The 18,904-nt window shown below is 52.2% G+C and carries 18 protein-coding genes; 10 read left to right on the top strand and 8 right to left on the bottom strand.

Going from position 1 to position 18,904, the window contains the following annotated elements; translation table 11 throughout:
* The first annotated feature begins 56 nt into the window (after nucleotides 1-56).
* From MET42_RS0100985 to recG, 6 genes are read left to right on the top strand one after another with little or no spacing between them, the layout of a single operon-like run.
* On the top strand, nucleotides 57-893 hold the full coding sequence (locus tag MET42_RS0100985) for a transglutaminase family protein (protein ID WP_019880817.1): 837 nt from the start codon (nucleotides 57-59) through the stop codon (nucleotides 891-893).
* A gap of 55 nt (nucleotides 894-948) precedes the next feature.
* Complete coding sequence (locus MET42_RS0100980; RefSeq protein WP_019880816.1) at nucleotides 949-1,686, top strand: proteasome-type protease; 738 nt, start codon at nucleotides 949-951, stop codon at nucleotides 1,684-1,686.
* On the top strand, nucleotides 1,683-2,294 hold the full coding sequence (gene gmk, locus MET42_RS0100975; RefSeq protein ID WP_019880815.1) for a guanylate kinase: 612 nt from the start codon (nucleotides 1,683-1,685) through the stop codon (nucleotides 2,292-2,294). The genes MET42_RS0100980 and gmk overlap by 4 nt, the downstream gene beginning before the upstream one ends.
* 49 nt (nucleotides 2,295-2,343) lie before the next feature.
* The gene (gene rpoZ / locus MET42_RS0100970; protein ID WP_019880814.1) at nucleotides 2,344-2,559 is read left to right on the top strand and encodes a DNA-directed RNA polymerase subunit omega; all 216 of its coding nucleotides are present in this window, start codon (nucleotides 2,344-2,346) and stop codon (nucleotides 2,557-2,559) included.
* A gap of 6 nt (nucleotides 2,560-2,565) precedes the next feature.
* Nucleotides 2,566-4,782 carry a bifunctional (p)ppGpp synthetase/guanosine-3',5'-bis(diphosphate) 3'-pyrophosphohydrolase gene (locus MET42_RS0100965; protein ID WP_024930241.1) on the top strand — a complete coding sequence of 739 codons (2,217 nt, stop codon included), beginning with the start codon at nucleotides 2,566-2,568 and terminating at the stop codon, nucleotides 4,780-4,782.
* 18 nt (nucleotides 4,783-4,800) lie between these two features.
* The gene (recG, locus tag MET42_RS0100960) at nucleotides 4,801-6,867 is read left to right on the top strand and encodes an ATP-dependent DNA helicase RecG (protein WP_019880812.1); all 2,067 of its coding nucleotides are present in this window, start codon (nucleotides 4,801-4,803) and stop codon (nucleotides 6,865-6,867) included.
* Here the strand turns inward: recG and MET42_RS0100955 are convergent.
* The gene (locus tag MET42_RS0100955) at nucleotides 6,864-8,846 is read right to left on the bottom strand and encodes a bifunctional diguanylate cyclase/phosphodiesterase (RefSeq protein WP_232411206.1); all 1,983 of its coding nucleotides are present in this window, start codon (nucleotides 8,844-8,846) and stop codon (nucleotides 6,864-6,866) included. The two genes, recG and MET42_RS0100955, sit on opposite strands and share 4 nt — an antisense overlap.
* 236 nt (nucleotides 8,847-9,082) lie before the next feature.
* Nucleotides 9,083-9,976, bottom strand: coding sequence for a LysR family transcriptional regulator (locus MET42_RS0100950; protein ID WP_019880808.1), 894 nt, complete (start codon nucleotides 9,974-9,976; stop codon nucleotides 9,083-9,085).
* Between the two features lie 119 nt (nucleotides 9,977-10,095).
* Here MET42_RS0100950 and MET42_RS0100945 point away from each other — a divergent pair, with 119 nt between their 5' ends.
* The 4 genes from MET42_RS0100945 (at nucleotide 10,096) to MET42_RS0100930 (ending at nucleotide 13,356) form a co-directional block, all read left to right on the top strand.
* Entirely contained in the window at nucleotides 10,096-10,956 is an 861-nt protein-coding gene (locus MET42_RS0100945) for a pirin family protein (RefSeq protein ID WP_019880807.1), read from the top strand.
* Between the two features lie 104 nt (nucleotides 10,957-11,060).
* Nucleotides 11,061-11,687: an isochorismate family cysteine hydrolase YcaC gene (gene ycaC, locus MET42_RS0100940; RefSeq protein ID WP_019880806.1), complete on the top strand. Its 627-nt coding sequence runs from the start codon at nucleotides 11,061-11,063 to the stop codon at nucleotides 11,685-11,687.
* Between the two features lie 267 nt (nucleotides 11,688-11,954).
* Nucleotides 11,955-12,116: a hypothetical protein gene (locus MET42_RS14845; protein WP_019880805.1), complete on the top strand. Its 162-nt coding sequence runs from the start codon at nucleotides 11,955-11,957 to the stop codon at nucleotides 12,114-12,116.
* Nucleotides 12,117-12,246: 130 nt separating this feature from the next.
* Nucleotides 12,247-13,356, top strand: coding sequence for a catalase family protein (locus MET42_RS0100930; RefSeq protein WP_019880804.1), 1,110 nt, complete (start codon nucleotides 12,247-12,249; stop codon nucleotides 13,354-13,356).
* A gap of 34 nt (nucleotides 13,357-13,390) precedes the next feature.
* Here MET42_RS0100930 and MET42_RS0100925 read toward each other — a convergent pair whose 3' ends face one another.
* Genes MET42_RS0100925 through MET42_RS0100900 form a run of 6 tightly spaced genes read right to left on the bottom strand, consistent with a single transcriptional unit; the run spans nucleotide 13,391 to nucleotide 18,879 of the window.
* The gene (locus MET42_RS0100925) at nucleotides 13,391-14,356 is read right to left on the bottom strand and encodes a vWA domain-containing protein (protein WP_019880803.1); all 966 of its coding nucleotides are present in this window, start codon (nucleotides 14,354-14,356) and stop codon (nucleotides 13,391-13,393) included.
* Nucleotides 14,353-14,916, bottom strand: a complete 564-nt coding sequence (locus MET42_RS0100920; RefSeq protein WP_019880802.1) for a tetratricopeptide repeat protein — start codon at nucleotides 14,914-14,916, stop codon at nucleotides 14,353-14,355. The genes MET42_RS0100925 and MET42_RS0100920 overlap by 4 nt, the downstream gene beginning before the upstream one ends.
* Nucleotides 14,913-15,878, bottom strand: a complete 966-nt coding sequence (locus MET42_RS0100915) for a VWA domain-containing protein (RefSeq protein ID WP_019880800.1) — start codon at nucleotides 15,876-15,878, stop codon at nucleotides 14,913-14,915. Before MET42_RS0100915 ends, MET42_RS0100920 begins: the two co-directional genes overlap by 4 nt.
* Nucleotides 15,875-16,852 (bottom strand): hypothetical protein, encoded by a 978-nt coding sequence (locus MET42_RS0100910; RefSeq protein WP_019880799.1) that lies wholly within the window; start codon nucleotides 16,850-16,852, stop codon nucleotides 15,875-15,877. Before MET42_RS0100910 ends, MET42_RS0100915 begins: the two co-directional genes overlap by 4 nt.
* Nucleotides 16,853-16,867: 15 nt before the next feature.
* Nucleotides 16,868-17,785, bottom strand: coding sequence for a DUF58 domain-containing protein (locus tag MET42_RS0100905; protein WP_019880798.1), 918 nt, complete (start codon nucleotides 17,783-17,785; stop codon nucleotides 16,868-16,870).
* Nucleotides 17,786-17,811: 26 nt separating this feature from the next.
* A complete protein-coding gene (locus MET42_RS0100900) occupies nucleotides 17,812-18,879 on the bottom strand; it encodes a MoxR family ATPase (RefSeq protein ID WP_019880797.1) in 1,068 nt (355 codons plus the stop codon).
* Nucleotides 18,880-18,904: the final 25 nt, after the last annotated feature.

Below are 18,904 nucleotides of genomic sequence, written 5' to 3'. Positions count from 1 at the left end.
CATGCGCAGACTGTTTAACACAGCGCTGCGCTTTTTCACTTTGGCACACCACACATATGCTGCTCAATATTGAACACCAGACCCACTATGCTTTCAGTGACATGGCGCAATACACTATTCAGCAATTGCGCCTGACGCCACGCAATGGTCACGGCCAGCAGGTCAAGCATTGGCAGATCAAGGTCAACGGGCAGCTGGCTGCGTTTGAGGATGCCTTTGGCAATCTGGCGCATACCCTGGTCATCGACCAGCCGCATCATGAATTAATCATTGCCGTGTGTGGCGAAGTGGAAACCGGGGTTGCAAGCACCCCGCCTGAGCACACACTCCCATTAGACATTTACCTGCGTGATACGCCCCTCACCCAGGCCGATGCCGCCATGATTGCATTTGCCAAACGCTTTGCCGATGCGCCACTGCCAGACATGATGCGGGCTTTGCGTGCGCAGATGGAGTACATCACAGGTGCGACCCAGGTCGATACCTCGGCAGCCGAGGCCTTCAGGCTTGGCAAAGGGGTTTGTCAGGACCATGCGCATGCTTTTATTGGCTGTTGCCATAGCCTGGGGCTGCCCGCACGGTATGTCAGCGGTTATCTGTTCACCGAAAACGGCAACCTGATGCAAACGCATGCCTGGGTGGATGTGTGGCAACACGACCAATGGCTCGGGCTGGATGTGTCTAACGGCACATTGGTAAACGAAACACATGTCAGATTGGCCACTGGCCTGGACTATCGCAGCGCCAGTCCGATCACGGGTTCGCGTATCGGTGGCGGCACAGAGGGCATGGCGAGCATGGTCAGTGTCAACCAGCACGGCGGCCTGACAGATAAACAGCGCGAGCAGCATAAACAACAGCTGCGACAGCAGGCACAAAGTGCGCAGCAGTAGCTTGTCCGTGCATGCTATGATGACTTTTAAACATTAACCTACTCCTCTTTTTCTTATGACTTATTGTGTCGGTATTTTGCTGCAACAAGGCCTGGTATTGGCTTCTGATACGCGCACCAATGCTGGTGTCGACCAGGTAGCGATTGCGCCTAAAATGCACTTATTTGAAGTGCCGGGCGAGCGGATGATTGTGCTGCTGACGGCGGGCAATCTGGCCATTACACAATCGGTGGTCAACCTGTGCCGTGAACAGCTCAAATCGCCTGAACCACACGCGCACCTGCATAATGTGCAGTCGCTGTTTGAAGCGGCCAGTGTCGTCGGCGCCGCCATGCGCACCGTGCATCAGCGCGATGGCAAAGCCCTCAAGGAACATAGCATAGACTTTAGCGCCAGCATTCTGGTGGCCGGGCAAATCAAAGGCGAGCAGCCGCGCCTGTTTAATGTCTATGCGGCAGGCAATTTTATTGAAGCCACCTCGGACACGCCTTATCTGCAAATCGGCGAGACCAAATACGGCAAACCGATTATCGACCGTGTCATCAAACATCAAACCAATGTCACAGATGCGGTAAAATGCGTGCTGATTTCATTTGATTCCACCATCCGCAGTAATATTTCTGTGGCTTTACCGATTGATTTGATGATATACCGCACTGACACCTTTAGCGCCGATTGCCGGCAACGCCTGACGGAAGATGATCCTTATTACGCCTGTATCCGCAAGGGTTGGGGCGAGGGTTTGAAATCCGTATTTTCTTCACTGCCTAACCCGGAGTGGTGTGCATCATGAGTCATGGTCATTTATATGTGATTTCTGCTGCTTCTGGCGCTGGTAAAACCAGCCTGGTGCGTGCCATGCTGGCGCAAGACCCGATTTTAAAACTGTCGGTGTCTCACACTACGCGCGCACCGCGCCCGGGCGAAGAAGACGGCATCCATTACCACTTTGTCTCAGAAGCCGAGTTTTTAGGCGTACTGGATAAAGGCGGCTTTCTCGAAAGCGCCCATGTGCACAGTGCGCGTTATGGCACGGCACAAAGTGAAGTAGAAAACGCCCTGGCATCCGGCCGCGATGTGATTTTGGAAATCGACTGGCAAGGCGCTCAGCAGATTCGCAAACTGTTCCCGCAGGTCACCTCGATTTTTATTTTGCCGCCTTCGATTGAGGCGCTGGCACACCGCCTGAACAACCGTGGCCAGGACAGCGAAGCCGTGATTACGCAACGTCTGGCCGCCGCACGTGAGGAGATGCGTCACGTGCATGAGTTTGATTATGTTACAATTAATGATAATTTTGACGTGGCCTTGCAGGATCTGATGGCGATTGTTCGCGCCCAGCGCTTGCAGTTAAACCGCCAGGTTGCCTGCCACGCGTCATTGATTCAATCACTTACCTGACCCAGCGCGCATGCACGCTGCATGTAGGCTCACATATTAAGAGGTTTTTATGGCACGTATTACTGTCGATGATTGCTTGGACAACATCTCTAACCGTTTTCAATTGACATTGGTGGCAGCTTACCGCGCCAGACAATTAGCCAATGGTTCAGACCCATTAGTGAGCGGCTATTCACAAAAAGACAAGCCAACCGTGATTGCCTTGCGCGAAATCGCTGCTGGTAAGATCGGTGTAGAGTTGTTAGAGAAAAAGGGCCACGCATAAACAGCTATGCCCCATAGCCAAGGCGATTCTGCCCATCGCAAGTCCAGGTCTCCCCTGGAGGAAGTGGACTTGCTCCCTGCTGACCGTGAGGATTCCCCCCTTACCCAGCTAATCCGCAAGTACCTCAACGAAGAAGAAGTGCAACTGGTCTGGCAAGCTTATCGCTATGCCGAGCAGGCGCATGCCGGTCAAACCCGCAAAACCGGCGAACCCTATATTACCCATCCGATTTCGGTGGCCTGCATTCTGGCCAAACTGCATCTCGACTTGCCGACCCTGTTGGCCGCCCTGTTGCATGATGTGGTGGAAGATACCGAAGTCGATAGTGCGGCGATTGCCGAGCGCTTTGGTAAACAGGTGGCTGACCTGGTAGATGGCCTGACCAAGCTGGACAAGGTAGAACTGCAAACCGCCACCCAGGCGCAAGCCGAAAATTTCCGCAAAATGCTGCTGGCCATGAGCCAGGATGTGCGTGTGATCCTGGTCAAGCTGGCCGATCGCTTGCACAATATGCAGACGCTGGAGGCAATGCGCCCGGAAAAGCAGAAACGCATCGCGCGCGAAACGCTGGATATTTATGCGCCAATTGCCAACCGGCTAGGCCTGAACCCGATTTACCATGAGCTGGAAGATCTCAGCCTCAAGTACCTGTATCCGAATCGTCACCGCGTGATTGATAAGGCCATTCGCCTGGCACGTGGCAACCGCAAAGAAGTCATCAGCAAGATTCAGGACGCCATTGAGAACCAGCTGACGCAATACCAGATCGAATATGATGTACAGGGGCGCGAAAAGCACCTTTACAGCATTTATAAGAAAATGGCTGAAAAATCGATGAAATTGTCGCAAATTGGCGACATTTACGGTTTTCGCGTCATTGTCAAAGATACCGCAGCCTGCTACCTGGCACTGGGCGCATTACATGCGCTTTATAAGCCCATTCCCGGCCGTTTTAAAGACTATATTGCCATCCCCAAAGCCAACGGTTACCAGTCTTTGCATACCACATTGTTTGGCCCGTTTGGCACGCCGATTGAGGTACAAATACGCAGCCAGGAAATGCATAACATTGCCGATGCCGGCGTAGCGGCGCACTGGCTGTATAAAACCACCGATGCGCACCTGACCAAACTGCAACAGCAAACCCACCAGTGGTTGCAACGCCTGGTTGAAATCCAGACCGAGAGTGACGACAGCCACGAGTTCCTGGAGAACTTTAAAGTCGATCTGTTCCCGGACGAGGTCTATGTGTTTACGCCTAAAGGCAACATCATGGCCTTACCACGCGGCTCGACGGCGGTTGACTTCGCGTACGCCGTGCACTCAGATGTCGGTAATAGTTGCGTCGCCGTTAAAATCAATAATGAACTGGCGCCACTGCGTACCGAGATGCGCAACGGTGATCATGTTGAAATTATCACCGCACCGCTGGCGAAACCGAATCCGGCCTGGCTCAACTATGTGGTCACCGGCAAAGCCCGCTCACATATCCGCCATTACCTCAAAACCGTCAAGGTGGAAGAATCGGCACAATTGGGTGAACGCATGCTGAATGTGGCGCTGCGCGCCATGCATATAGAACCTGCCGAGATTGCAGACAAGCAATGGCAAAAAGTCATGAACGACTATGGCAGCAAAACCCGCCAGGCGATTTTGACCGATATCGGCCTTGGCAAACGTAACAGCCTGATGGTGGCGCACCAGTTACTGGCGCATCCGGCCGATGCTGAAGATAAATCTGGCAAAGTACTCGATACCATTACCATCCGCGGCTCGGAAGGCATGGCCGTACAATTTGCCCCTTGCTGCCGCCCGATTCCTGGCGACCCCATTCTGGGCTTTATCAATAAAGACAAGGGCCTGGTCATTCATACCCACGATTGCCCTGCCATCCGCAAGTTCAGGCTGGACCCGGAAAAATGGCTGGACGTGGAGTGGGATGCCGACCCGAAAAAACTGTTCAGCGTCAACTTGCGCATTACGGTGGTCGACGAACGCGGCATGCTGGCCAAAATTGCGGCGACCATCTCCAATGCAGATGCCAACATTGATAATGTCAGTGTCGAATCCAGCGATGGCAGCCAGTACTCCAATGTAAACTTTACCGTGCAAGTGCATAACCGCGTGCACCTGGCGACCTTGATCCGCAATCTGCGCAAGATTCAGCAAATCGTGCGTATCAACCGGGTCAAAGGCAACCAGCTGGAACAACGTATCCAGTAAATCAGCGGTGATGCCAGCATGCGGCCCTTGAACGAGATTAAAGGTTTCACGCCCGCCGTATGCAGCCAGCTGGCAAAACTGAATATTCATTCAGTGCAGGCCTTGTTGCTGCACTTGCCACTGCGCTACCTGGACGAAACCCGCATCACGGCCATCCGCGACTTACACCTGGGTGAGCAGACACAAATCGAAGGCGTGGTGGTGCACAATGAAGTGGCCTACAAGCCGCGCAAAATGTTGAATGTCAGGCTGCAGGATGACACTGGCATCATCAATCTGCGTTTTCTGCACTTTTATCCCAACCAGGTCGCTGCCATGCAAACTGGCCAGCGTTTACGCGTGTTTGGTGAGGTGCGGCCTGGTTTTTTTGGCTATGAAATGGTGCACCCGACACAGCGCAAAGTCGATGAAGACACGCCGGTCAGCAGTGCACTCACCCCGGTCTACCCGACCACAGCAGGCTTGAGCCAGGCCACCATACGCAAAGCGGTGAACCGCATCTTGCAAGCAGAATATTTGCACGAAACCCTGCCAGGTTGGGTATACCAGTCCATGCAACTGCCCGACTTTGCCAGCAGCCTGCATTTGCTGCATCAACCCCAAGCCGAGATAGCACTGGCGACACTGGAAGACCGCACGCACCCTGCCTGGCAACGCCTTGCCTACGACGAACTGCTGGCACAACAGCTTTCGATGCGACAACATTACGCACGTCGCAAACAATCGCGCGCACCTGCCATCTCCGCCTCACAGACCCTGGTTGGCCGCCTGCTGGCCAGCCTGCCGTTTGCACTCACGTCTGCCCAGCAAAAAGTGGTGGCAGAAATCGGGCACGACCTCAACCAGCCACACCCCATGCAACGCCTGCTACAGGGTGATGTCGGTAGTGGCAAAACCATTGTCGCCTGCCTGGCGGCCTTGCAACTGATAGAACATGGCTGGCAAGTGGCGATGATGGCGCCGACGGAAATTCTGGCAGAACAGCATTACAAAAAGCTATGTGACTGGCTGCAACCGCTGGGGGTGACAGTAGCCTGGCTGACGGGCAGCCAGAACAAAAAACAACGTGAGCAATCACTGTCAGCCATCGCCAGCGGTGAAGCCATGCTTGCCGTCGGCACGCATGCTTTATTTCAAGACGATGTGCAGTTTAAGCAACTGGGGTTGGCGATTGTGGATGAGCAACACCGCTTTGGCGTCGGCCAACGGCTGGCATTGCGTAAAAAAGGCACGGCCTTGCCAGGGCAGGCACACAACCTGGAACCGCACCAGCTCATGATGTCGGCCACGCCGATTCCGCGCACCTTATCCATGAGCTATTACGCTGATCTTGACGTGTCAGTGATTGATGAGCTGCCTCCCGGCCGCACACCGATCGTGACCAAACTGGTGGCCGATGACAGGCGTGATGAGATTTTACAGCGCGTACATGACGCCTGCGCCCAAGGCCATCAAGCCTATTGGGTGTGCCCGCTGATTGAAGAATCAGAAGCGCTGCAACTACAAACGGCCAATGATACCTTTGCCTATATGCAGCAAGCTTTCCCCGAACTCAAGGTCGGCCTGGTCCATGGCCGCATGAAATCGGCAGAAAAACAGGCGGTGATGCAGGCTTTCTCTGCCAATGAGATTCACCTGCTGGTCGCCACCACCGTCATTGAAGTCGGCGTCGATGTACCGAATGCGAGTTTAATGGTGATCGAACATGCGGAGCGCATGGGACTGAGCCAGTTACACCAGTTACGTGGCCGCGTCGGCCGCGGCGCAGCCAAGAGTACCTGCATTTTGCTCTATAGCAAACAGCAATGTTCGCAAATTGGGCGACAGCGCCTGAAGGTCATTTTTGAAAGCAATGATGGCTTTCAAATTGCCCAGGCCGATTTACATATCCGCGGCCCGGGAGAATTGCTGGGCACACGCCAGAGTGGCGTACCCATGCTTAAAATTGCCGATCTGGAACGCGATACGCAATTACTGGAGATAGCCAAAACCCAGGCGGATCAACTATTACAACGCGATCCTGCTGCTGTCACTGCGCACCTGGAGCGCTGGTTAAGCCAGGGCGAAGAGTGGATCAAGGTTTAGCTGAGTCGGCTACGTAATACTTTGCGCTGACCGGTTGCGGATGGCGCAGCACCGCCGTGTATTGCTGATTGCAAACTGGCTTCAAACTCATGCAAAGGCAGCGGACGGCTAAACAAATACCCTTGAAAGGCGTGGCAGCCCATATTTTGCAACATGACCATTTGTTGCTGCATTTCCACCCCCTCAGCAATCACACTGTGGCTCAGGTTTTTGCCCATATTGATGATGGTCTGCACAATAAATGAATCGTAGTTGTTATGAACAATATCTTTAATAAAGCTGCGGTCTATTTTCAATTCGTCTAGCGGCAGCCGCTTCAATACTGACAACGACGACTGACCAATGCCAAAGTCATCCAGCGAAAAAGTGATGCCCAGTACTTTCAGCGCATTGATCTTTTCAATCACTTCATCGATATTTTTCACAATCAGGCTTTCAGTCAGTTCCAGGCGCAAACAGCTTGCATCGCAATCACTCGCCAATACGGTTTCTTTCACCATCTGCACAAAGTCTGGCTGGCTGAACTGGATGGCACTGACATTGACCGACAATTTAAGCTGGGCGGTATGCTCAAACTGTGACCAGTGCTTGAGTTGCTGGCAAGCTTGCGCCAGTACCCATTGCCCGATGGAGACAATTTCACCGGTTTCTTCGGCAATCGGAATAAACTGGTCTGGCGGAATCATGCCCAAGGTCGGGTGTTGCCAGCGCAGTAATACTTCCGCGCCCGTTGGCTGCTGCAACTCATTGACTTGCACCTGGTAGTACAGGAGCAATTGCTTGCCCTGCAAGGCAAATGCCAGTTCATTCTCCAGCGTGGCGCGCATTTCAACCGCCGGGTGCACGGCCTCATCATACATCTGGATGCTATTGAGGTTATCGGATTTTTTGGCTTGATACATGGCAATATCAGCGCGCCGCAACACTTCATCTTCTTTAAGTAAATCCCCCAGGAACAGGCAAATGCCAATGCTGGGTGCAGTGCGGTATTTACTGTTTTGCAGCTCAAAGGGCTGCGAAAACACCGCCATCATTTTTTCTGCAGTGGCCTGGGCCGCGGTAATCGCTTCTGTCTTGTCGGTTGATAACTCATCCAGCACAGCAATAAACTCATCACCGCCCATGCGCGCGATGGTATCTTTTTTACGCAAGCATTGTTGCAGCCTGAAAGCCACCTGTTGCAACAACTCATCCCCGGCCTGGTGACCTTTGCTATCGTTAAGCCCTTTGAAATTATTCAAGTCCAGGCACAACACCGCCCCATAATGCTGGTGCCGCACACAGCGTGCAAATGCCTGATTAAGGCGATCTGTCAGCAAGCGGCGATTAGGCAAGCCAGTCAAAAAATCATAGTAGGCCAGTTGGTGCACCTTCTTGTTATCCAGGTTGGATGCAATCCGTAACGAGATATTCTCGCGCAGGCTGGTAGCCAGGCTGCGGCCAGCCACCGTCACATAGACCACATACACCACAAACAACACGGCGAGTGCCAGAGAGACTGAACTGCCATGAATCAAAAAGCGCGGAATCATAAACAGCACAATGCCGCCACTAAACAGGTTGGTACTTAAAGTATCGACTGAATAAATAATGATGCCCGCCCCGGAAACCCCCACCAGCGCAAAAATCAAAAAAGCCTGATGCGCCGTATCAGCCTCAGGGAACAGGAGAATACCGCCCAGGCCCCAGGCCAGGCCACAAAAACAGGTGCTGGCACGGAACCACTGCAACCACTGGCGGCTATGCAGTTCGCGCTGCAAGTCTTTTTCATATTGAATAGTCAGATAAGCACGTATGCCGTAAGCCACCAGGAAAATGCTGGACCAGACCGTGAGGATGATATGGTCGATGAGGTGCCATTGCACGAGCAAAAGCGCAATCATGACCACGATGGCTGCCATCAATGATCTGCGATTGTTTGAATACAGCATGCCGACAATTTCTGCGTGTAATGCCGATGATTCCGCCGTCGTGTTCAACGCACGTATCCCCCATGTATATTATTGTTAACATCTTAACAACGGTTATTGCTGGCTGATACTTTAGTTTTACGCACTTATCATGCGCTCAAAATTAAAAAAACACACTATACAAAGGCTTGTTTTTAATAGAAAAATAGAAAATATAATCTAAGAAATGTCAGCAATGACATTCAGATAACCACGTCATAACAGGTAACTATACGTTGCCAAACGGGCAGCCAGCGTAGAAAAGCCTATTGCGTACTGAACAACGGCTTTAACTCAGCCACCGCCAGGTCAATAAAACTGCGCAATTTAGGTGGCATAAAGCGTTGCTTCGGGTAAACCAGATGCACGGCATCCGCGCGCCCGCGCCAGTCTGGCAATACATGCTGCAAGCCGCCAGTCTGTACCGTCGGCTGACAGATAAATGTCGGCAACAAGGCCACGCCCTGCCCGTTTTCGGCCATCGCTCTGACCACGCCTATGCTGTTAACCAGGGTACGTGCAGCCAAGGGGACGCGTATGGCTGTTGTACCGCGCTGCAAATCCCATTGATGCCGCCCCATGGGCGTGAATTGCACGCATTGGTGCTGGCTGAGGTCAGTTGGCGTGGCAATCTGCCCCGCCAACTGCAAATACGATGGACTGGCAAATAGCGCCCATTGTATGGTGCCTAGTGACTTGGCAATCAAACTGGAGTCACGTAATTCCCCCGTTCGAATCGCCACATCCACGCCTTCTGCCACCAGGTCAACATAACGCTCGGTGAGCATTAACTCCAGCGACAAGGCTGGGTAGGTGCGCTGCATCTGTGTCACCAAGCCTCCCAGCAAAGCATCCCCGAGGTCAGCCGGTGCTGTGACTTTTAACACGCCTTGCGGTTGCTGACGCGCTTCATCCAGCGCCGCTTCAGCTTCAAGCAAGTAACCCAGGCCGGTAGACGCGTGCTCAAAATACAAGGCGCCAGCTTCAGTCAGGTTTAAGCGGCGTGTAGTGCGTTGCAACAGGGTGACGCCCAGCCGTCGCTCCAGCCGCGCTACGCGGGTGCTAATGGTCGAGGTCGGCAATCCCAACTGCCGCGCGGCAGCGCTAAAGCTGCCCGCCTGCACCACCTTCACAAATACAGCGGCTTCATTAAAGTCCATGACTCAATTGTTCATTTAATTGAAAAGTAATTTCACATTTAACCATCTAGTACCTTAAAAGTCATGTGTTTATAGTGTGAACCATGCAAACACGCAAACATTTCTGAAAGGGAATCATCATGAAAAAACTGGCTTTTATCAAACGCAGCAACGGTAACCACTGGGTAGGTGATGGTTTTCCGGTACAAAGTATTTTCTCTTACCGTGACATTGCCAATGACATTTCGCCTTTCTTGTTGATGGATTACGCCGGTCCTGCCAGCTTTGAGCCAACCACGCACAGACGCGGTGTTGGCCAGCACCCGCACCGTGGTTTTGAAACCGTGACCATTGTTTATGACGGCCAGGTCTCACACCATGATTCCACTAACGCTGGTGGCACCATCGGCCCAGGCGAAGTGCAGTGGATGACCGCTGGTAAGGGCATTATTCATGAGGAGTATCACGGCGATGACTATGCACGTACAGGTGGTCCGTTTGAAATGATCCAGTTATGGGTCAACCTGCCGGCCAAGGACAAAATGACCGCGCCAGGGTATCAGGGGATTACCCGCGATCAGATTCCGGAAGTGGCTTTGCTGGAGGAAGCAGGGAAAGTCCGCGTGATTGCCGGTGAATATGCAGGCCACAAAGGCCCGGCAAATACCTTCAGCCCGATGAATGTGTGGGATGTGCGCCTGAATGCGGGCACACGCACTACCTTCACCTTGCCGGAAGGCCACACCACCGCCATTTTTGTGCTGCATGGCGCTGTGAAAACCGGTGAAGTGCATACCATCCGCCCCGCTGAGCTGGCTGTGATGCAGCGCGAGGGCAATGAGCTGGTATTGCAGGCCCAGCAGGACACCGTGCTGTTGTTACTCAACGGTGCACCGCTGAATGAACCTGTGGTAGGTCATGGCCCATTTGTCATGAATAGCTGGGAGGAAATTGACCAGGCGATTAATGACTTTAACCAGGGTCGCTTTGCCACTGCTTAAATCGGTAAACTATTTTAAAAACAGGAAACACGGCAGCCAGCGCCCCATTCTTTATTGCTGGCTGCCGTGATCTCCAACCAACATCTCTTGAGAGGATACTCACCATGAACAACAAACCTTATGTACGCCTGGACCGTGACAACGCTGTCGTCTTGCTGGTAGACCACCAGGCGGGCCTGCTATCACTGGTACGTGATATCGAACCGGACCGTTTTAAGAATAATGTACTGGCGTTAGCTGATGCCGCCAAGTTTTTCAACTTACCCACTATTTTAACTACCAGCTTTGAAACAGGCCCGAATGGCCCGTTGATGCCAGAATTGAAGGCCTTGTTTCCTGATGCACCCTATATTGCCCGCCCTGGTCAAATCAACGCCTGGGATAACGAAGACTTTGTCAAAGCGATTAAGGCCACCGGCAAAAAACAATTGATTATCGCCGGGGTGGTCACCGAAGTCTGTGTTGCCTTCCCTGCACTATCAGCCATAGAAGAAGGCTTTGAAGTATTTGTCGTAGGCGATGCCTCAGGCACCTTTAACGAACTGACGCGCGATGCGGCATGGCGTCGCATGGAGGCCGCAGGTGCACAAATGATGACCTGGTTTGGTGTGGCCTGTGAACTGCACCGCGACTGGCGCAATGATATTGAAGGCCTGGGTGCCTTGTGCGCCAATCATATTCCAGACTATCGCAATTTGATGACTGCATTCAATGCGCAACAAGCCAGGTAAAAATTGGCAAGTTGTAGAAAGATGCGGAACTTTTTTTGCGTACTTTTTGTCTAATAATCGCATGGCATTTTTTAGTTTTATGCCATAAAGCGTTTCCTACATCACAATAGGAACATTGCTTATTAAGTATTCAGGTCAATTAGCGTAATCTGCAATTGTCGTGTGTGAAATGAAGTGTCGAATGCATTTCGAGTTTCATTCATCACATGGCAAATACGGCAGCCTTAACGGCTGCCGTTTGTACTCAACGAATGAAGGAGTATGCATATGCCTAGAGGATCCAGTCCCAAGCGCGAACAAGAATACGAAACCCTCAAACACGCGTTCAAGCAAGACCATCGTTACCCCGGCCGCGAAGAAGAAGTCGCCGCTAGAATTGTCAACAAGCAACGCAAACAAGCTGGTGAAACCAAGGATAACTCCTCCTGAGTCTCCTAAGCTTTAATCCATCAATACAGTGCCAATGTTTGGTAAACATGCTCAAAAAATCCATTCAGGTTTGAAAGGGTGAGTCTTTTATAAAGCCCCTGCCAGACTTGTTTAAAAAGTGGGGGTTGTTATGCAACAAACTGCTGATATTGGAATTTCACCACTCAACTATCAACCAGCGTATGAAGTGCTGGCGGACAGCGAAACCCAAAGCCGGGAAAACCTGCAATATACCCTGCGCAAAATCTCAGAAATCACGGCCAGACATTCTGCTTACAGCGCCCGTAGCGTGCATATTAAAAGTCACGGCCTGATCTCTGCAGAAATGGAGATTTACGATAACCTCCCCGCGCCCCTGGCACAAGGCATGTTTGCCAAAGCGCAAACCCTGCCGCTGGTCATGCGCTTTTCAACCGTGCCGGGCGATATTTTGCACGACAAAACCTGCACGCCACGCAGCCTGGCAATCAAGGTGCTTGGCGTGAATGGTGACAGATTACCTGGCAGCGAGAAGGCCATTACGCAGGACTTTTTATTTGTGAATGGTGCCAGTTTCCTGTCGTCCAGCGTACAGGTGTTTCTCTCCAACCTGAAGCACATCGCCTCCACGCCCGAAACCAGCACTGAGTTCAGGCATTTTTTGTCACAAATATTCCGCTCAACGGCCAAGCTGGTCGAGTCACTCAAAAGTGGCCAGCAAACCCTGATCAGAAACCTGCACCAGGCACAAGAAACCAATATTCTGGGTGAAACCTATTTTAGTCAGGACCCGATTCTATACGGCAACTACATGGCCAAAATTGCCTTTGTACCGATCTCACCCGACCTGCTCACCCTCACCAACAAACCGATTGATACCCTCGCCTCCGATGGCCTGAGGAAATCCATCGTTGATTACTTTATTGCCCACACCGCAGTGTGGGAGTTGCGCGTACAGCTATGCACCGATATCAAGCAAATGCCGATCGAAGACTCTACCGTGATCTGGTCGGCAGATGTGTCGCCGTACATTCCGATTGCCCGCATTACCGCCAAACCGCAAATCGCCTGGAGTCCCTATCGTTCGCATGTGGTCGATGAAGGCATGATGTTCTCGCCCTGGCATGGCATTCAATCGCATCGGCCCTTAGGCTCGGTGATGCGCTTGAGAAAAATGAGCTACGAGATGTCCAGAAATCTGAGCGCGGCACCGACAGGCATGCCGGTGTGTGAGCCAACGAGCCTGGATGACTTGTGCTGATGCACAGATCACGCCAGCCTCTCAACAAATCCCCCTAGGCGGGGCGAGGTGCACGCCCGCGGCACGCCCACACATCCGGCAGGTAGGTGGCAATCACCATCAATGCCGCCAGGCTTAGAAACAGCCACTTGACCGAATAGCTGGTGACAAATTTGGCGGCGGGCGTTTGCGACTGCACAAATGTATAAAATGCCGGCTGGTCTATGCCTTCGATATATTGCCCCTTGATCTCGGCCGCCATCTCTTTCAAATGTTCCACATCCTGGCTGGACAAATAGCGGTCAAACTCGGCGTACGCCACCGGTGGATCAGGATCATCCTTGCTGGCATCACTGTAATTGACACCACCACCCGCGCTTTCGGCCGCGGCATCGGTGCCCCAATAACCGACAAAGTGATTATTCGAATTAAAGCGCTTGATCGGTGCAGGCTCTTTACCGCCGACGCCAACAAAAATAACATTTTTACCTATACGCACATCGCTGATATCCAGTTTGTTAATGCCATTGGCTTTGGGCGCTTCGTCACCATCGGTAAAAAACAGCATTTGTGCCGGAATATTCAGGTAATCAAACGTCGCCTCGGCAGCCTTCACGCCAAACGTCATGCGGCTGTTACCACTCCAGGCCATGCGCCACTCCAGGTGGTTAATACTGTCAGTGATAATATCGAAGTTAGCGCACACTTCCAGTGGCATAAACAATAAAGCCACGTTCTCCGCGGCAAACACGCCCACGCTGACATACGTACCGCAAGGCGATGTTTTCACCACTTGCTTCATCAGATGCTGTGTATAAGCCAAGCGCGTGGCTGGTTTGTTATCGACCTGCATATCTTCCGCATTCATGCTTTGCGAAATATCTGCCAGCAACAAATAATTGTGTACTTCTTGCTTGAGTTGAATGTCCGGCTTGACCAGCGCCAACAGCAGAAAGACGGCAGCGCCCAGCAAAAAAGCCGTTTCGTAGTGCGCTTTTAACAGTGAAAAAAAGCGTTTCATGGCAACCCCTGTGGCAAATTGCTGATTTCCATGCCTGAAGGATCCTGCGGCACAGTCTTGATATGGGTCGGAATCACGCCATGCAATAAACTCAAATTGAACTTGGCCGCCTGGTTGCCCGGATCAAGTTTGAGTGATTGCTCATATGCCGCCCTCGCCTGCAAATAATCAAATTTGGCTTGCTCCTGAATCGCACCATCTGCCTCCACCAGGCGTTGCAAACCAGACCGGAACAGCTGGTTACCGATATTGAAATGGATCTGTGCCTTCAACGTTGGACTAGGCGTGAACAAGGCCTCATCGTGCTGTTTAGGCGCCTCTAACAACTGGCCGAAATTCTGTATCGCATGCTTGTAATTACCCGTTTTACCTTGCTGGTAAGCATCGGCAAACTTCTGGTGAAACGGGAACAAGTCGCCCTCCAACACGTCACCATGTTGCAATACTGTATTGGCCGAGGTAATTTTGTGCACTTGGTAAGCTTCGTAGAGACTGCCCAACACGCCGACAATGAAGACAACGCCAAGCAGCTGGTTTTTGCGCATTAAATGGTTTTTCATTCGTACACCCTCAAATTTTTAATCACCAGCATCAACAACACCAAAAGCAGCGCAGAAACCATAAACACCTTGGAATAGTCATAGCCAGCAATGGTCTCGCGATATTGAATCGCCTTTTTTTCACGTGAGTCGATGTCATTAATCGCCGATTGCAAGGTCTCCGGATCATCCGCCTCATAGGCTTTGTATTTCAGGCCCAATGACTGGAAATACTTATGCAGCACGATGGAATTTGGCGTACGGTCTTCGTCATATTGCTCTTTGGAGAAAATACTCGGCTCACCTGGTTCGCGTAACATGATCCAGTAAATACTCAATTTGCGGCTTTTCAGGCGCTCGCTCAGTAAAAACTTCACGCGCGGACTGAGTTTGCCGGCGCCGTCCGACAATAAAATCACCGCCCGTGAACCAGAGCTCTGGATGTTATCGAACAAGCCAACGGCCTCGGTTAATCCGGCGCCGATATTGGTCTGGTTCAATGACGGGCTGGTGGCCGCCACGATCGCCGCATGGATGGCGTCGCGATTAGTGGTGATTTTGATGCCGTACAACGCCGAGTTGGTGAACCCCACCACGCCCATCATGTCATTCGGCCGTGAATCAATAAACTGCGTAATAATGCGCCGCGCCGCAGCAGACTTGATTTCCGCCACATGCCCTGAAGCATCGCCCGCAAACGGGTGGTCCATACTCACGCTACGGTCTATCACCATCACGGTTTGCGCACCCTTACCCACGCGGGGCACTTGCTCATCCGCGCCGCGTGGTGCCGCCAGCGCAATGACGATGCTCAGCAACAGCAAAGACATAATCACCTTCACCGCCAGGTTCAGCCGGTCTGAAAACAGGTCCTCCGGGATGATGTCCAGCCAGCTGTAATGCTGGCCTTGATGGCCCTTTAACCAGAAAGGCAACAGCGCGATAGGCAATAAGGCAAACGCCCAGGGATTTAAAATAATCATGCCACGCCCCGCTCGCAATCCCGCAGCTGCTTGCTGAATTGCACCAGTTGCGTAATCACCTGCTGGCTATCACGGGCACGCACGTCATACAGGGATTGATTCGACGCGGCAAAAAACTGTATGATCTCAGGCTGCAGGTTTTTAAAGCTCGGGCGCAAACGCACAAACTCATCCACATCCCGCGCAAAAATATTGGCGCCATAGTGCTGGTTAAACGCCTGGTGCAAATAGACCAACGCCTTTTTCTCTTCTGCGGCGGTTTTGGGCCGGGAGGATTTTGCCAGGCGCTTGAGCTGCCGGTGCGCCCGCGCAAAGGCCCCGCCCATAAATGGCAACCAGTGGCCATCAGCATTCATATAAAGCAAGGCCAACAGGCTTGTGATTGCCAGGGTTAAAAACAAGCCCAGGCGTTGTCGATCGGCACGGCTATCTATCAGCGGTGTGTTCACTTCCGGCAATAGATTTTTCTTGGCGGTTGATGTGCCGCCAGTCACCAACGGTGAAAACCAGAATCCCCACGCCGGGATATCAATAGTGGTAGCGCTTGCCGCAGGATGACTGAAATTCAGTTTCTCAGCGGGTAAATGCATCACACTAGGGGTCGTGCTCACCGCAAATACCTGGTAACGCAATTGCAAGGTGTACTGGGTGTGGTCCGCCTGCGCTTTGGTTTGTAAGGCCACATCGACCAGCTCGATGCCATCATGTTTGCTACCTTTTTTAGGCAAGCCACTGTCGGCCAGTTGATACGCGGTTGGCGCATCCACAATAACGGTTCTGCTGAGCACATCGCCAATATGTACACCATGGCTTGACGCTGGATTAGCCACGCGCAATGCTGGTGATGCCGGTTTGCTTGCGGATGTATCAGCGTCTGCTGCCAGCGCATGGTTAACCGTGAATAATAGACTGGTGACGATCAACAGGCGTTGCAGCGCCCTGGTTGTCGTCCTGTGTGAAATCTGTGTTTGCATGATGGTCTCTTCGCGTCACATGGCTTGTTCAAAATAATGCGTCATCAGCTCTGGCCTGTAGTCGCCATGCATAAACAACGCCGGGCTCTCAAAGCGCAAAAATAAAGCCTCTAGCGCATGCCTGCGCGCATTAAATGCGTTGATGAACTTGGCTTTCACTTCGCTGCGGAAAAACAGCGTACGATTGCGGCCACTTTCCAGGTCTATCATGGTGCCAAAGCCAAATTTGGGCAGTTTTTTGTATTCCTCGTCGTCCCACAATACAATCGGCACCACTTTGTGGGCAGACATCGCCAACAAGGTTCTCTCGATCACTGGCAGCGGCATATGAAAGTCCGAAATCCAGAACACCAGCGCACGTGTCTGGCCCAAAAAGTTAGGCACATCCGTCACACCATCCACGCCGATACGCAACTGCTGGTAATCATGTAACAAACCGATAGTTTGTTTGCTCTGGTGATAATTGCGGCTCAACGGCAAGGTAAAGTCTTCTAGCACTTGCTGGTTGTAGCCAATAAAGCCGAACAAATCGCCCATGTGATAAGCCGAATTCGCTACCGCCGTTGCGATTTCAATCGCCGTATCCAGCTTGCGTTTATGCCCCTTGAATTGCATGGAGCTGGACAAGTCGCACACCGCATAAATCGGCGTCGTGCTGTCCTGGTTAAACTGCCGCACCTGCACCTGCTCAAACGGATCACGTATGGTTTGCCGTAAATCCATGCGCCTGGCATCCGGGTAATCCACCAGGTTAATCGTGCCACGATAATCCGAGCCAAGGCCGCGCTGCGTGCCTGGATGATCACCGAGCTGAATGCTGTCCGACTTCCAGCCAACCACATACTCAAAAGGCCGCGCGTAGCTCGCCTCATCGAGATGCGCGCGCGCCTGGCTGTCGACGGCTTTCCCTGCCCGCTTTGTCAATGACCGCATGATTGCTGCTTTCATATGCAGAGACCTTAAGCAGCTTTGCTAAACGACAGGCTAGGCACAGCCACGGTGCGGATAATGTTGCTGGTCAGCTCCCTGGCTAGCGCCGTTCTGCGATTTTCATAGGCCGCGTTAAACACCAGGCGGTGTGAAATCACCTCATGGAACACAGCATGAATATCTTCCGGGTACAAACTGTCACGGCCATTCAGCCAGGCATTCACACGTGCTGCCTTCATCAGCATACCCATACCGCGCGGGCTGGCGCCGGTCTGGATCACACGCCCCACATCCACACTGTCCATGGTCACGCCAAATTTTTCCGGATGTTGCGTCGCATCCCACAAATCCATGGTGTACTCTTCAAGCACATCGCTGGATTTAATATGGTCTTGCAGGCGATCAGAAAAAGCATTCAGCTGGTCGAATTTCAAAATATCGCTCTCAACCTGTTGCGTCAGTTTTTCGGCATGCTGGAACTTGGTATTGAACACCAGTGACTTTTTCAACTCACGATCTGTTGGAATCTCAATCGGGATTTCCATCATAAAACGGTCACGCGCCGCAGATGGAATCTCAAACGTCTCGTTCTTTTCCACCTGGTTGCGGTCGGCAAACACAATCATGTGCGGCATGCGGTATTCTTTTTTAAACGCGCTGATATGTCGCTCCGCCATCACCCGCAACATCAAGGCATGTACCTGCGGCCGCGCACGGTTGATCTCGTTAAAAAAGAACACGGACAAATTCTCACCCGCACGCAGCAACGGGCCCTCATCAATCTGAGGACGACCATCAGGCCCCAAAAACGTGTGGTAGATCAGGTCATTCGGCATCAGGTCGACCGTCCCTTCGATACGCTCGTATGCCCCGCCAATGCCGCGCGCAATCGATTGCAGCAAGGTGGTTTTACCCACGCCCACGCCACCATCCAGCAACACATGCCCACGGGCAAAAATAGCGATGTTCATTAACCGCACGGCTTTACTTTGCCCAACGATCACCTGATTTACCTGCTTTTCAAGGTTCAAAGCATGCTGACGCCAGTCTGTCAGTTGGGTATCTAATGCCAATCGAATATCAGAGGTAGGTGACATGAATCTTTCCTTTAATAGAATGTTT

The organism is Methylophilus sp. 42 (assembly GCF_000384155.1).
In the GTDB taxonomy this organism is placed as follows: domain Bacteria; phylum Pseudomonadota; class Gammaproteobacteria; order Burkholderiales; family Methylophilaceae; genus Methylophilus.
The sequence above is the reverse complement of the archived record's forward strand: the minus strand, read 5'-3'. Positions and strand labels throughout refer to the sequence as shown.